Annotated in this window: 14 protein-coding genes; 5 read left to right on the top strand and 9 right to left on the bottom strand. The window is 40.2% G+C overall.

The window, feature by feature from the left end; translation table 11 throughout:
• Window positions 1-55: 55 nt before the first annotated feature.
• The 5 genes from efp to pdxA all read right to left on the bottom strand — a co-directional run bounded on the left by efp (window position 56) and on the right by pdxA (window position 3,766).
• A complete protein-coding gene (gene efp / locus FL972_RS03780; protein ID WP_091655236.1) occupies window positions 56-619 on the bottom strand; it encodes an elongation factor P in 564 nt (187 codons plus the stop codon).
• 23 nt (window positions 620-642) lie between these two features.
• Window positions 643-1,641, bottom strand: coding sequence for a beta-ketoacyl-ACP synthase III (locus tag FL972_RS03775; protein WP_091655265.1), 999 nt, complete (start codon window positions 1,639-1,641; stop codon window positions 643-645).
• Window positions 1,642-1,862: 221 nt separating this feature from the next.
• Window positions 1,863-2,054, bottom strand: coding sequence for a 50S ribosomal protein L32 (rpmF, locus tag FL972_RS03770; RefSeq protein ID WP_091655237.1), 192 nt, complete (start codon window positions 2,052-2,054; stop codon window positions 1,863-1,865).
• A gap of 29 nt (window positions 2,055-2,083) precedes the next feature.
• Window positions 2,084-2,650, bottom strand: coding sequence for a YceD family protein (locus tag FL972_RS03765; RefSeq protein WP_144603767.1), 567 nt, complete (start codon window positions 2,648-2,650; stop codon window positions 2,084-2,086).
• A gap of 93 nt (window positions 2,651-2,743) precedes the next feature.
• On the bottom strand, window positions 2,744-3,766 hold the full coding sequence (gene pdxA, locus FL972_RS03760) for a 4-hydroxythreonine-4-phosphate dehydrogenase PdxA (protein WP_144603765.1): 1,023 nt from the start codon (window positions 3,764-3,766) through the stop codon (window positions 2,744-2,746).
• 105 nt (window positions 3,767-3,871) lie between these two features.
• On the opposite strand from pdxA, the gene rsmA reads away from it, so the two are divergent.
• The 5 genes from rsmA (at window position 3,872) to FL972_RS03735 (ending at window position 8,037) form a co-directional block, all read left to right on the top strand.
• Window positions 3,872-4,657: a 16S rRNA (adenine(1518)-N(6)/adenine(1519)-N(6))-dimethyltransferase RsmA gene (rsmA, locus tag FL972_RS03755; RefSeq protein ID WP_144603763.1), complete on the top strand. Its 786-nt coding sequence runs from the start codon at window positions 3,872-3,874 to the stop codon at window positions 4,655-4,657.
• On the top strand, window positions 4,644-6,011 hold the full coding sequence (gene mgtE, locus FL972_RS03750) for a magnesium transporter (RefSeq protein ID WP_144603760.1): 1,368 nt from the start codon (window positions 4,644-4,646) through the stop codon (window positions 6,009-6,011). Before rsmA ends, mgtE begins: the two co-directional genes overlap by 14 nt.
• A 4-nt stretch (window positions 6,012-6,015) precedes the next feature.
• The gene (locus tag FL972_RS03745; protein ID WP_144603758.1) at window positions 6,016-6,945 is read left to right on the top strand and encodes a 2-hydroxyacid dehydrogenase; all 930 of its coding nucleotides are present in this window, start codon (window positions 6,016-6,018) and stop codon (window positions 6,943-6,945) included.
• Window positions 6,946-7,110: 165 nt separating this feature from the next.
• On the top strand, window positions 7,111-7,584 hold the full coding sequence (gene greA, locus FL972_RS03740; RefSeq protein WP_091655243.1) for a transcription elongation factor GreA: 474 nt from the start codon (window positions 7,111-7,113) through the stop codon (window positions 7,582-7,584).
• A gap of 60 nt (window positions 7,585-7,644) precedes the next feature.
• The gene (locus tag FL972_RS03735) at window positions 7,645-8,037 is read left to right on the top strand and encodes an HIT family protein (protein ID WP_144603756.1); all 393 of its coding nucleotides are present in this window, start codon (window positions 7,645-7,647) and stop codon (window positions 8,035-8,037) included.
• Window positions 8,038-8,321: 284 nt separating this feature from the next.
• On the opposite strand, the gene FL972_RS03730 is transcribed toward FL972_RS03735, so the two are convergent.
• The 4 genes from FL972_RS03730 to FL972_RS03715 form a co-directional block, all read right to left on the bottom strand.
• On the bottom strand, window positions 8,322-8,756 hold the full coding sequence (locus FL972_RS03730; RefSeq protein ID WP_144603753.1) for a hypothetical protein: 435 nt from the start codon (window positions 8,754-8,756) through the stop codon (window positions 8,322-8,324).
• A 67-nt stretch (window positions 8,757-8,823) separates the two neighbouring features.
• Window positions 8,824-10,005 carry a class I SAM-dependent rRNA methyltransferase gene (locus FL972_RS03725; protein ID WP_144603751.1) on the bottom strand — a complete coding sequence of 394 codons (1,182 nt, stop codon included), beginning with the start codon at window positions 10,003-10,005 and terminating at the stop codon, window positions 8,824-8,826.
• Window positions 9,992-11,389 carry a sodium:solute symporter family protein gene (locus FL972_RS03720; protein WP_144603749.1) on the bottom strand — a complete coding sequence of 466 codons (1,398 nt, stop codon included), beginning with the start codon at window positions 11,387-11,389 and terminating at the stop codon, window positions 9,992-9,994. Before FL972_RS03720 ends, FL972_RS03725 begins: the two co-directional genes overlap by 14 nt.
• Before the next feature lie 6 nt (window positions 11,390-11,395).
• The gene (locus tag FL972_RS03715; protein WP_144603746.1) at window positions 11,396-13,015 is read right to left on the bottom strand and encodes an ABC-F family ATP-binding cassette domain-containing protein; all 1,620 of its coding nucleotides are present in this window, start codon (window positions 13,013-13,015) and stop codon (window positions 11,396-11,398) included.
• Between the last annotated feature and the right edge of the window lie 51 nt (window positions 13,016-13,066).

The following is a 13,066-nucleotide window of genomic DNA, read 5'->3' as shown; positions in this document are numbered from 1 at the left end:
TTGGGTTTAAAACAATAAAGCTGTGTAATTTACTAAAATCACACAGCTTTTGATTTTATTTTACTCGTTCGGAATAAGAACCATCACGAGTGTCTACCTTGATCATGGTGTCCTGATCTACAAAAAGAGGAACCATCACAGTAGCACCTGTTTCAACAGTTGCCGGCTTCAAGGCATTAGTTGCAGTATCACCTTTGATACCCGGCTCGGTATAGGTGATCATCAATTCAACAAATGGAGGTAATTCCACAGAAAGTGGAGTTTCAGTCTCATCATGGATCAAAATATCCACAAGCTGACCATCTTTCAATAAATCAGAACGCTCGATCAGTTTTTCTTCGATCATGATTTGTTCGAAGGTATTGGTATCCATGAAGTTGTAACCCATATCATCCTTGTATAGGAATTGATGCGGTCTTTTTTCAACTCTCGCAGTGGTTACCTTTTCACCTGCGTTGAAAGTCTTATCCAAAGTTTTGGCAGAGGTAAGACTTTTCAATTTTGTTCTGACGAAAGCAGCTCCTTTTCCTGGCTTTACATGCTGAAATTCTACAATGGTCCAAATATCATTGTTCATTTCCAGGCACAATCCATTTTTAAAATCTGCAGTACTTGCCATATATATTTGAGTTTATTTTTTCCTTATTTCGGGTCGTAAGCCCATTTCACATAAATAGATCCCCAGGTAAATCCACCGCCAAAAGCAGCCAAAATCAAATTGTCTCCTTTTTTGAGTTGACTTTCATAGTCCCAAAGACAAAGTGGAATAGTGGCGGCAGTGGTATTACCATAGCGTTCAATATTCATCATTACTTTTTCTGGACCTACTCCCATTCTGTTGGCTGTGGCATCTATTATTCTCTTATTTGCCTGATGGGGAACAAGCCAAGCTACATCGTCTCCAGTTAATCCATTTCGTTCCATCACTTCAGCACTTACATCTGCCATGTTGGTTACAGCAAATTTAAACACTGTTGAGCCTTCTTGGTAGGCGAAATGCTCTCTTGCTTCAACTGTTTGATGAGTGGCTGGCTTACGGCTTCCTCCTGCTTTCATGTGCAGGTAAGGTTCTCCTGATCCATCAGATCTCAAAATCGCATCTCTGATACCATATTCACTGGTGGTAGCTTCAAGTAGTACTGCTCCTGCACCGTCTCCGAAGAGGATACAGGTTGTTCTATCCTGATAATCTACGATGGATGACATTTTATCAGCACCTACTACCACTACTTTTTTGTGGGTTCCCGCCTGAATAAATTGAGCCCCTAATTGAAGTGCATAAAGAAAACCTGAACATGCAGCAGAAATATCAAAGCTGAAGCTCTTTTTTGCTCCTACTTTGTCTGCTATGATGTTGGCTGTTGCCGGAAATGGCATGTCAGGAGTGACAGTCGCACAGATGATCAATTCCACATCCATTGGGTCGGTACCGGTTTTTTCCAACAGTCCTTTGACTGCTGCTGCACCCATTACCGAGGATCCTTGGTTTTCTCCTTTGAGAATTCTTCTTTCCTTGATTCCTGTTCTCGAGGTGATCCATTCATCATTGGTCTCGACCAGTTTTTCAAGTTCTTTGTTAGTCAGACGGTATTCAGGTACATACCCCTGAATCCCGGTGATCATGGCTCTAAGTTGCTCCATTTGATTTTGTTTTTCCAAAGACAATTCAAAAAGTCTTTGATTTTCTTAGGTTGATAGGTTTTGCTAAGGAAGGTCAAAAATATTACAATTGCTTCTTACCACCAAAATTAATCCGTTTATGACAGCTAAGTCATTGGTTAAATGAGTCTTGGAATTAGCTGAAAAACAAAAATCCATCCCGTTTCGGGGATGGATTTCAATTTTATGAGTTAAATATTGGATTAAGCCAATACTTCTTTTTCGATGATCACCTGACCTTTGTAATACAACTTACCGTCCAACCAGAAAGCTCTGTGAGGAAGGTGCATTTCGCCAGTTGTAGGACATTTAGCCATACCAGGAGCCTCTAACTTGTAATGAGTTCTTCTTTTATCTCTTCTGGTTTTCGAAATTTTGCGTTTAGGATGTGCCATTTTATGCGTGGTTTATGATTTCTCGTTCTTTATTTTTTTAATTTTTTCAGCATCTCCCAACGGGGATCTACCGGTGTGTCTTCATTTTCTTCTGAGTTTTCCTCTTCTTCCTCCCAGTCTGACTGATCATCAATATAAATGTATTGTCCATCTATATCGGAATCGTCTTCCTCATCCAATTCATTGCGGTGATCAGGGTGGATTTTCTTGGCTGGAATAGCCAATAAGATAAACTCGTAAATCAACTGAGCTACATTGATTGAAGGAGTATCCCTTGTAATCATGTAGATATTATCGTCAATTTCTTTTTCTTCAGAGCCATATTTGAAAATGATCTCCTCCTGAATTTCAAGCGGATAATCAAATTCTTCGAGACTTCTATCACAAGTCAGTCTAACATGACCTGCAATATCAAACTCCATCTCTATCAAATTTGCTCCTTTGTGCATGATGACCCTTGTGGTCAACTTGCCTTTCTCAACCAGTTCATTATCCTCGAAAGCCGAAAAGAACTGATCGTCAATCAGAAATTCGATTTCGTGCTGTCCTTCTTTGAACTTAATTACCTCAATATCAAAGCTTCGTAAGAATTTCACACTTCCTCCTTCTGATTTAAGACCGCAAAAATAGGTATAATTTTGTTTTATCTAAAATAGTCAGGGAAATAATATTTGGTTAAACTGAAATAATTATTCCTCCTCGACTAATGACTCATGGTATTGGATGATATCGGATGCCAAATAAATGGCTGCCCGCATCGACCCCTCATCTGCCAGATTCTTTCCTGCAATATTATAAGCAGTGCCATGATCCGGCGAAGTACGGATAACAGGTAGTCCTGCTGTGAAGTTCACTCCATTGCTAAATGCTATTGATTTGAAAGGAATTAGCCCCTGATCATGATACATTGCTAGAATCCCGTCAAACTTACTTTGATGTACCATTCCAAAGAAACCATCAGAAGGGTAGGGACCAAAAACCAGTTTGTTTTGGTCTTTCAATTCATTGATAGCAGGTCTGATTACTTTTTCTTCTTCCTCTCCAAGTAATCCGTCTTCTCCGGCGTGAGGATTCAATCCCAAAATTGCAATTTTTGGTTTGGCAATCCCAAAATCCTTCTCCAGACTTTGTAGCATTAAATTCGCTTTTTCTTTAATCTTCTCTCCTGTTACGGCTTGAGCTACTTTTGATAGAGGAATATGTCCAGTGACCAAACCAACTCTCAATTGTTCTGCCACCATAAACATCAAGCTTTTTTTCGCACCAACAGCTTCGGTTAAAAATTCAGTGTGTCCTACAAATTTGAAATCCTCAGAGTTGATGTTGTTTTTATTCAATGGAGCAGTGACCAAAGCCTGAATATTTCCAGCCTTTAAGTCTTCCACTGCCATTTTTAGCGCTTCTAGAGCCATTTTACCAGCTTCCTGAGTTTCTACGCCAGGGATAATCTCCGGACATTCTTCTACAGCATTGATCACATTTACTCGCTTATGCTGAATTTCATCCAGTGACCGAATTTGCACAAAATTGAAATCTTCCATGCTGAGAAGCTTTCTGTAAAAACTCAGAGCTTTTCCATGGCCATAGATCAATGGAGTAAAGTTTTTATAAGTTCTATTGTCCTGAAGAGCCTTCATAGTTACTTCTGCCCCAATGCCATTGATATCCCCTATGCTGATCCCTATTATGGGTTTTGAAATTTTAGCGCTCATAAAAACTTGATTGTTGAAAAGAATGGCCTAATCTTGAACTTAGGCCTTTAGGAATATTGTCTTAATTTTAGGCTGCAATTTATAAAAATTTATCTGAGCTATTCGATGCAGAACGTCAGACCCAAAAAACATCTGGGCCAACATTTTCTAACCGACCTTAGTATTGCCGAGCGAATAGCTCAAGCAGTCCAAGGCCACGGAGATGTAGGCTGCGTATTGGAAATCGGCCCCGGGATGGGAGTGCTGACAGATTTTCTGTTGAAAAACCCCATGGAACTATATCTAATAGATATTGATTCTGAGTCCATAGCCTATCTGCATCAGAAATATCCCCAGCTTGGAGGAAAAATCATAGAAGGGGATTATTTACAGGAGAATTTAGATGCTGTTTTACCGGAGCGTTATGCCATAGCCGGAAACTTCCCTTACAATATTTCTTCTCAGATCTTTTTTAGGGTTTTGGAAGAAAGGCAAAAAGTGACTGAGGTAGTTTGCATGCTTCAGAAAGAAGTCGCGCAGCGAATTGCTTCTCCAAAAGGAAATAAAGATTATGGTATTTTGTCTGTTTTGCTTCAGGCATATTATTCTATAGAATATTTGTTTTCCGTTCCTCCAGGTGTTTTCAATCCCCCTCCGAAAGTAAATTCCGGAGTGATTCGCTTGACAAGAAACCAAACAGAAAAACTGGATTGTAATGAAAAGCTTTTCTTCCAGGTTGTCAAAGGCGGTTTTGGAAATAGGAGAAAGACTTTGCGCAATTCTCTGAAATCATTTCAGCTTGCTGAGGAGTTTAAAAGCCATTCAATTTTGGATAAGCGAGCAGAACAGTTAGATGTGGCTGATTTTGTGTTTTTAACCCAACAAATCGAAGCTTCCCGTGGAAATCATTAAGCAATTTGAACTTTCAAAAGAATACCTAGAAAGCCTTAGGTTGGCGATCGAGTCTGAAGACCTCGTGTTCATCGAGGAGTCTTTGGAAGGGGTAAATGTAGCTGATATTGCAGCCATTCTCGACGAGCTGTCGATGGAGGAGTCGATATATGTGCTCCGTGCTTTAACCAAACAGACAGCTGCTGATATTCTGATCGAGTTGGATGACAATACGCTTTTCAGGGTTTTGAAAGAAATCAATGAAGCTGAGATAGCATCTTACATCGAATTGATGGATTCGGATGACGGAGCGGATATTTTAAACTTACTGGGTGAGCGTGAGCGGGAAGAAGTTATTTCTCATTTTCAGGATAAACTCAAGTCTGAGCAAGTCTTGGATTTGTTGCGCTACGAAGAAGACACTGCCGGGGGTATCATGGCCAAGGAATTTATCCGAGCCAATAAAAACTGGAATGTCATCCAAACCATCAATGAGATTCGCCGCCAGGCAGAGAATGTTGAAAAGATCTTTTCCATTTACGTAGTTAATAATAGGCAACAGCTCTTGGGGAGAGTTTCTCTAAAGCGGATTATCCTAGCTGGTGAGAATACCAAGATAGAGGATATTTATGAGGAGGAGGTGATCTCAGTTCCTACCTATATGGATCAGGAAGAGGTAGCTGCCATCATGCGGAAATATGACTTGGAATCCGTCCCGGTTGTCAATGCCAAAAACAAATTGGTGGGTAGAATCACAGTCGATGATATCCTTGACGTAGTGCAGGAAGAAGCTGATGAGGATATCCAGGCTATGGCAGGTATCTCTGGAGATATTGAAGAGTCTGATTCCATCTTTATGATTACCAAAGCAAGATTGCCTTGGCTATTGATTGGTGTAATGGGGGGATTGATGGGGGCTAAAATCATCGGTTTTTTTGAAGAAGGCTTGAATAAATATTTAGCTTTGGCCTCTTTTATCCCGCTCGTGGCCGCTACTGGAGGAAATGTAGGGATTCAAGCAAGCTCTTTGATCGTTCAATCCCTTGCCAATAAATCCATATTTGATGACACACCATTTCAGCGATTTTTTAAAGGCTTACTAATTGCATTGATCAATGGAGTTGTACTGGGAGGTTTTGTTTTTTTGGTGGTTGTTTTTCTTTATGGCTTTGAGCCAATCTTCGGAGTTACTGTCGGGATTGCCTTATTTTGTGTAGTATTATTAGCCTCATTTATGGGGACAGTTACCCCGCTGGTTCTGAACAGGTTTGGCATCAATCCGGCCATAGCTTCTGGTCCTTTCATCACCACCACCAATGATTTATTAGGCTTGGCTGTTTACTTTGGAGTAGCCATGCTCTTACTCAATTTGTAAGTAAATGAAGATTTTGATTATAGACGAGATGCATTTGAGCATCATCGATTTATTGGAAAATGAAGGTCATCAGGTAGATTATGAGCCTAAAATCTCCAGAGCTGAGATACTGGCAAAAGTAGCAGATTATCATGGGCTTGTAATCCGCTCTAAAACTCCCATGGATAGGGAATTATTGGAAAAGGCCAGTCAATTGCAATTTATAGCCCGAGCTGGAGCCGGTTTGGATCAAATTGATTTGGAGTACTTGGTGGAGCGGGGAATCAAATTATTCCACGCTGCCAAAGGAAACCGGGACGCAGTAGCAGAGCATGCAATAGGAGGCTTATTAGCTTTGTTCAATCATGTCATCAAAGCAGACTTCGAAGTAAGAAAAGGAATCTGGGATAGAGAAGGAAATCGAGGACATGAACTAAAGGGGAAAACGGTAGGGATCATGGGTTATGGCAATATGGGAAGCCAATTTGCCAAAAGACTTAAAGGTTTTGGAGTTCGTGTGATGGCCTATGATAAATATAAATTGGGCTTTGGTTCGGAAGAGGTAGAGGAAGTCATTTGGGAAAAAGTCAAAGCAGAGTCCGACGTGTTAAGTTTGCACATTCCATTGACTTCGGAAACCAGGAATTTTTTCACCTACGAAGAATTAAAAAGCTTCTCCAAACCTTTTTGGCTGATCAATACCGCAAGGGGTGAAGTCATCAGCTTTGAGGTACTTAATAGAGCATTGGATGAAGGGATATTAAGAGGAGCTGTTTTGGATGTTCTGGAAAATGAAAAATTCAAGAAGTTTACCGATAAGCAAAAAGAGGAGTTTGAAAGACTGGCCGCTCGAGATAATGTAATATTTAGTCCACATGTTGCTGGTTGGACTTTTGAATCCTATGAAAAAATCAATAAAGTTCTGGTAAAGAGGATAAAAAAGGCTTTTAATTAGTGAATTGAGTGAAAAAACAGGAGGCTTTTATTTTTGAGGCAATTTTGCTTTCTGATTAGAGTTTTTCTATTTTTGTTTTACAAATTCAGGAAGAAAACAAGGTAACGGTCCCTTTCACGCGACCGTTACTTTGTTTTTTGTACCTACTTAACAAAGTGATATTTTATGTCAAAAGTACAATACTACACAGAAGAGGGTCTTAAGAGATTGAAGGATGAACTTCACGAGTTGAAGACCAAAGGAAGATCTGATATTGCAAAGCAGATCGCAGAGGCACGTGACAAGGGTGATTTATCCGAAAATGCCGAGTACGATGCTGCAAAAGATGCACAGGGCTTATTGGAACTTAAAATCGCCAAATTAGAGGCAGTGGTAGGGAATGCCAGAGTTTTGGATAACTCTCAAATGGACCAATCTAAAGTTGGGATTTTGAGCACGGTAAAAATCAAAAATGTAAAGAATGGGATGACTGTTTCTTACACTTTGGTATCTGAGGAAGAAGCTGATTTGAAAGCGGGGAAAATTTCCTTGGCCTCTCCATTTGGAAAAGGTTTAGTAGGTAAGACTGTGGGAGATATTGCCGAAATCAACGCTCCAGCAGGAAAGCTTCAGTTTGAAGTTCTAGAGATTTCTTATTGATTTAAAATATTAACAGTCAGGAATCCCGGTTTTGCCGGGATTTTTTTATTTTAGACTATTATGGCAAGCATATTTACAAAAATAATCAATCGGGAAATTCCCGGACATATCATCGCTGAGGATGAAAACTACATCGCCTTTTTGGATATCATGCCTTTGGTAAAAGGACATGTATTGGTAGTTCCTAAGCAGGAAGTAGATTATATCTTTAATTTGGAGCCGATGGTTTTATCCGGTTTAATGACTTTTGCTCAAAAGGTGGCGAAAGCTATGGACAAAACAATCAAGTGTACCCGTATTGGAGTAGCAGTAATCGGATTGGAAGTGCCTCATGTCCATGTGCATTTGGTTCCTTTGAAAACCATGGATGATATCAATTTCACCCGACCTAAACTCAAATTGGAGAAGGAAGAATTGGCAGAAATAGCAGAGCAGATAAAAGGAGGGTTTTGAGGGAGTAGCGAGAAGCTTGAGTCGAGAGAATAAAGGAGAGAGGAGGGGCTCGGGTTTTCAAGAATATAAAAAAACCGAAGTTGGTAAAACTTCGGTTTTTTTTGGAATTTGTGTGTATTCGTTCTTACCAATAAGATTATAAATATAACTTAGAATTAGACCAAAGGATCAAAATCACAGAAGCTTCGCCTGCCAGTGGCTGGGTCTCCTGCTTTCGGTCTTCCATTAGGATAAGCAAAGAAGATATGAATACTGGCACGACTGCGGAGAATCAGGTTTTGCGATTACCCTAACCAATTAGCCCAAGGAATTCTGCTAAGAATCAATACCAATCCTATGGCATACATCATGTAAACACTTCTGAACCTAGCTCGGTCGCTTTGCAGTTTTTTAGCTCGGATATAACCAATGCTGATCAATACGATAGCAATGATATTGATTAATGGATGCTCTAAAGCTGTTAATCTGGCAGCTGGGTCAGACATTGCCCCACCTGAAGTTAATAGGCTAAATCCAACTGGGCTGACGAAGTACAAAATCAAACCCACTAACAATTGGGTATGGGCAAGAATAAATGCGACCATTGCGATTTTCCTGTCCTTTTCTGTGAATTCTTTTCCACTGAGAGAACCGATTAGCATCAAAACGATGACGATGATCAAGGCGATTAGAGCCAAATAAGCAAGTCCTGAGTGTAAATGTTGGATTCCTGTATACATATTCGATGATGTTTATAGGGTGAAATTACTCCAAAAGAAATAATACTCGACTAAAATTGTTTGAAATTTACTCCACGTAAAGAAGCAGGCCTTTGAGATACTCAGTTTCCGGATGATAAATATTGATCGGATGATCAGCCGGCTGACTTAAGTGATGTAGCACTTTTACTTTTCTGCCAGTTTCCATAGCTGCAGCTGTAATGGTATTGGCAAATAGAATTTTATCGACTACCTGAGAACAGGAAAATGTAAATAGAATTCCCCCGGATTTAATTTTTTTCAATGCCTCTGCATTCAGTCTTTTATAAGCCTGAACAGCATTATGTCTTGCTTTGATATTTTTGGCAAAAGCTGGAGGATCCAGCACAATGAGATCATAATCGTCACCAATTTCCCGAATGTATTTTACCACATCTGCCACCTTCGACTCATGGGATCCCTGGATTTGAGGATTGAGCGAGATATTCTCTTCTGTCAGTTCAATAGCCTTTGGAGAAATATCTACAGAATGCACCTCGTTTGCTCCTTCTAAGAGCGCTAAAACTGAAAATCCACCAGAATAACAGAAGGTGTTCAGGACTTTTTTTCCTTTGGAATAAGATGCTAAAAGCTTTCTATTTTCTCTTTGATCAATGAAAAAGCCAGTCTTTTGCCCTTTTTCCCAGTCAATTTTATAGGTGGCTCCGTATTCTTTTACTAAATCAGTGGAGGCTTGTCCCCAAACCCATTCATTGCTGCTGATGCCCAGATTTTTTGGGAGGGTTTCTGAACTTTTATCATAAATTCCTTGAATATCCTTGCCGTATACTTCCTGAATTGCTTCGGCAATCTCTCGAATATGTGCATGCATACCTACATGATGTGCTTGGATGACAGCCGTTCCATTATAAAAATCTACAATCAAACCCGGCAGTAGATCCCCCTCTCCATGAATTAGCCTGTAGACATTGGTTTCGGGATTATTGATCAGTCCTAAAGCCTTTCTCAATTCATAAGCTGATTGGATTCTTTTCTTCCAAAAGGAAAGGTCAATTTGCTCTTCCTCGAAACTGATAATCCTGACCATGATTGAGCCGTGGGAAAAATGACCTATTCCCAAAAAAGTATTCCTAGAAGAATAAACAGCCACCAGTTGACCGGATTCAAGATCAGAGTCCATTTGTGCAATGGCACCTGAAAAAACCCAATGATGCTTTCGCATGAGTGAAATTTCTTTTCCTTTTTTTAAAATTATCTTAGGATAGTTCATAGTTCGGTTTTGCTTTGTCAGGGAAGAAATAGCTTCCTGCTATCATGGAAATAATGCTGGCAAATAGTCCATATATATGAGCATCTACAGAAAGCTCAAAGTTGGAAATGACCAAATAAACGATCATGCCAATTACCATAGACATCAAGGCACCCATCTTGGAAGCGTTTTTCCAATAAAGGCCTGCTGTCAAGGGTACAAATAAAGATACTAGCATCAAGATAGAGGCTCCAGCGACTAATTCATAAATATTGGATTCCCAACTTGCCATTCCTGTTGCTATGATGGCTACGAAAACCACATTCAATCTTAGAATCCATAAGAAATGTTTGTCATCCAGTCTGTCTCCAAAATAGGGCTTAATGATATTCTCTGAAATGATGGCAGCAGGCGCCAGAAGCCCACTACTCGTGGTGCTCATAATTGCTGAAATTAAAGCCCCAAAAAAGACAATCTGTACAGGCAAGCCCCCATGCCTTAATATCATGGATGGGAGAAGCATTTGCTTATTTTCTAAATAAAGTTCCGGATAGAGCACCTTAGCGCCCAAAGCGATAAATAAAGGCAACAAGCCAAAAGTCAAGTAAAAGGTCCCCGCCAAATAGGTGGAGCGTACGGCTACTTTTTCTGATTTGGAAGCCATGACTCTTTGATAAATATCCTGAGATGGAATAGAGCCTAAGCCCAAAATGATCCAAGCTCCAAAATAATTGACCCAGGAAGTGAAATCGGGCTCAGGAAAAAACTGAAAACTTTCATCTGGAGCTTGAGATAGGATCTGCTGAACTCCTCCTGCTTCCTGTGCTACCAATATCGCTACCCAAACCAGTCCAATGACGATCATAGTGGTTTGGATGAAATCGGTAATTGATATAGCCCACATGCCTCCCAAAAATGTATAGAATACTACAATTCCCGCGGCAATGAGAATTCCTTCCAAAAGGCTTAAATCAGTTACTGCTCCCAGCACCAAACTCAATGCAACAAGTTGAGCCGCTACATAGCCAAAGTATGCTGGAATCATGAAAACCGAAGCAAAAAACTCAACCCTTTTGCCGAAAATTCTTTTAAATACATCCCCGATAGTAAGAACTCCCATTCTATACATAGGGCGTAAATAAAACATCCCAAATAAAACCAAGCATAGTGCTCCTCCAAAAGGGTCTTCAATAACTCCAATCAAGCCCTCCTCTAGGTATACGGAGGATGCTCCAAAGATAGTTTCTGAGCCAAACCAAGTCGCAAATAGGGCAGAGGCAGAAAGAAAAAGCGGGAGAGATCTTCCCGCTAATACAAAATCATTGGAGTTTTTAACCAGCTTGGAAGACCAAGCCCCGATTCCCACCGTGATAGCGAGATAAGCTATGATGGCAAGAAGCAGCAAGGCAAATTAACTTTTAGCGTACATTTTCTCGCGAAGTGCCTTGATCTCCTCACTTTCCAAATAGTCATCGTAAGGCATTCTGCGATCGATAGTTCCATTTGGTGTGAATTCTATGATTCTATTGACAGATGACTGTACAAAAGCATGATCATAAGATGACATCAAGACCGTTCCGGGAAACTCAATAACCGCATTGTTGAAAGCTGTAATAGATTCCAAATCCAAGTGGTTAGTAGGCTCATCCATTACCAATAGGTTAGGATTTTGCAACATCATCTTAGAGATCATGCATCGAACTTTCTCACCACCGGAAAGAACCGTACATTTTTTCAAAGTTTCTTCCCCAGTGAAAAGCATTCTTCCCAAGAAGGTTCTAACGTATGCTTCTTCCTGATTGCTGGAATATTGTCTCAACCAATCGATCAAGTTAAGATCTGAATTGAAGTACTTGGAGTTATCATTCGGCAAGTAGGCCTTGTTGATCGTAACCCCCCATTTGAAAGAGCCTTTGGTAGCAGGAATCTCTTCCATAATAGTTTGGAAAAATTTATTTACAGCCTGTTTGGTCTTAGAGATAAAGGCAATTTTATCTCCTTTGTCTACCATTAGATTTACATCGGTAAAGTAAGTAACCCCATCCTGCTTTAATTCCAGGTTTTCTGTCATAAAAATCTGGTCCCCGGCTTCTCTTTCCGGTTTGAACATAATGCCCGGATACTTTCTAGAAGATGGCTCGATATCATCCACATTCAACTTCTCCAACATCTTCTTTCTAGCAGTTGCCTGCTTGGACTTTGCCACGTTGGCAGAGAATCTGGCAATGAATTCCTGTAATTCTTTTCGCTTTTCTTCAGCTTTCTTGTTTTGATCAGACCGCTGCTTCAATGCCAATTGGGAAGACCCATACCAGAATGTATAGTTACCAGAGTAAATCTTAATCTTTCCGAAGTCTATGTCTACAATGTGTGTTGATACAGCATCTAAAAAGTGACGGTCGTGAGAAACTACGATAACAAGATTTTTGAAGTTGACCAAGAAATCTTCCAACCACACGATGGTATCAGCATCCAAGTCGTTGGTAGGTTCATCCAAAATCAAGATATCAGGATTCCCGAATAAAGCCTGAGCTAAGAGCACTCTCACCTTTTGATTACCCGCCAGGTTTTTCATTGGCTGATAGTGCAAGTCTTCAGAAATACCCAAGCCTGAAAGTAGAGCAGCGGCATCAGATTCTGCATTCCAACCATCCATTTCAGCAAATTCCGCCTCCAACTCAGAAGCTCTGATTCCGTCCTCCTCAGAAAAATCAGCTTTCATATAGATAGCATCTTTTTCAGACATGATGGAATACAGCTTTTTATGGCCCATCAAAACCGTTTTAAGAACTTCCATTTCATCAAATTCAAAGTGGTTCTGCTTCAAAACAGCCATTCTTTGACCAGGAGTGATGTTGATGGATCCTGAGGTACTATCTATATCTCCGGAGAGTATTTTAAGAAAGGTAGATTTACCCGCACCGTTTGCGCCAATCACACCATAGCAATTGCCGGGAGTAAACTTGAGATTGACATCCTCGAAAAGGGTTCTTTTTCCAAACTTGAGGGAAAGATTATCTACTGAAATCATGTATTAGCTTCTTTTTTTTGAAGGCGCAAAGATAGGAATTATATTATTCCT

The sequence above is a fragment of the Algoriphagus algorifonticola genome (assembly GCF_007655305.1).
GTDB lineage: Bacteria > Bacteroidota > Bacteroidia > Cytophagales > Cyclobacteriaceae > Algoriphagus > Algoriphagus algorifonticola.
This window is presented reverse-complemented; position numbering and strand designations above follow the sequence as displayed.

Bases quoted from the DNA above. Each gene is read 5' to 3' on its own strand.
- pdxA (WP_144603765.1), bottom strand. From the start codon at position 3,766: ATGAGCGCTAAAATTTCAAAACCCATAATAGGGATCAGCATAGGGGAT.
- FL972_RS03775 (WP_091655265.1), bottom strand. From the start codon at position 1,641: ATGGAGCAACTTAGAGCCATGATCACCGGGATTCAGGGGTATGTACCT.
- FL972_RS03730 (WP_144603753.1), bottom strand. From the start codon at position 8,756: ATGTATACAGGAATCCAACATTTACACTCAGGACTTGCTTATTTGGCT.
- greA (WP_091655243.1), top strand. From the start codon at position 7,111: ATGTCAAAAGTACAATACTACACAGAAGAGGGTCTTAAGAGATTGAAG.
- rsmA (WP_144603763.1), top strand. From the start codon at position 3,872: ATGCAGAACGTCAGACCCAAAAAACATCTGGGCCAACATTTTCTAACC.
- FL972_RS03715 (WP_144603746.1), bottom strand. From the start codon at position 13,015: ATGATTTCAGTAGATAATCTTTCCCTCAAGTTTGGAAAAAGAACCCTT.
- efp (WP_091655236.1), bottom strand. From the start codon at position 619: ATGGCAAGTACTGCAGATTTTAAAAATGGATTGTGCCTGGAAATGAAC.
- FL972_RS03725 (WP_144603751.1), bottom strand. From the start codon at position 10,005: ATGAACTATCCTAAGATAATTTTAAAAAAAGGAAAAGAAATTTCACTC.
- FL972_RS03735 (WP_144603756.1), top strand. From the start codon at position 7,645: ATGGCAAGCATATTTACAAAAATAATCAATCGGGAAATTCCCGGACAT.
- rpmF (WP_091655237.1), bottom strand. From the start codon at position 2,054: ATGGCACATCCTAAACGCAAAATTTCGAAAACCAGAAGAGATAAAAGA.
- FL972_RS03745 (WP_144603758.1), top strand. From the start codon at position 6,016: ATGAAGATTTTGATTATAGACGAGATGCATTTGAGCATCATCGATTTA.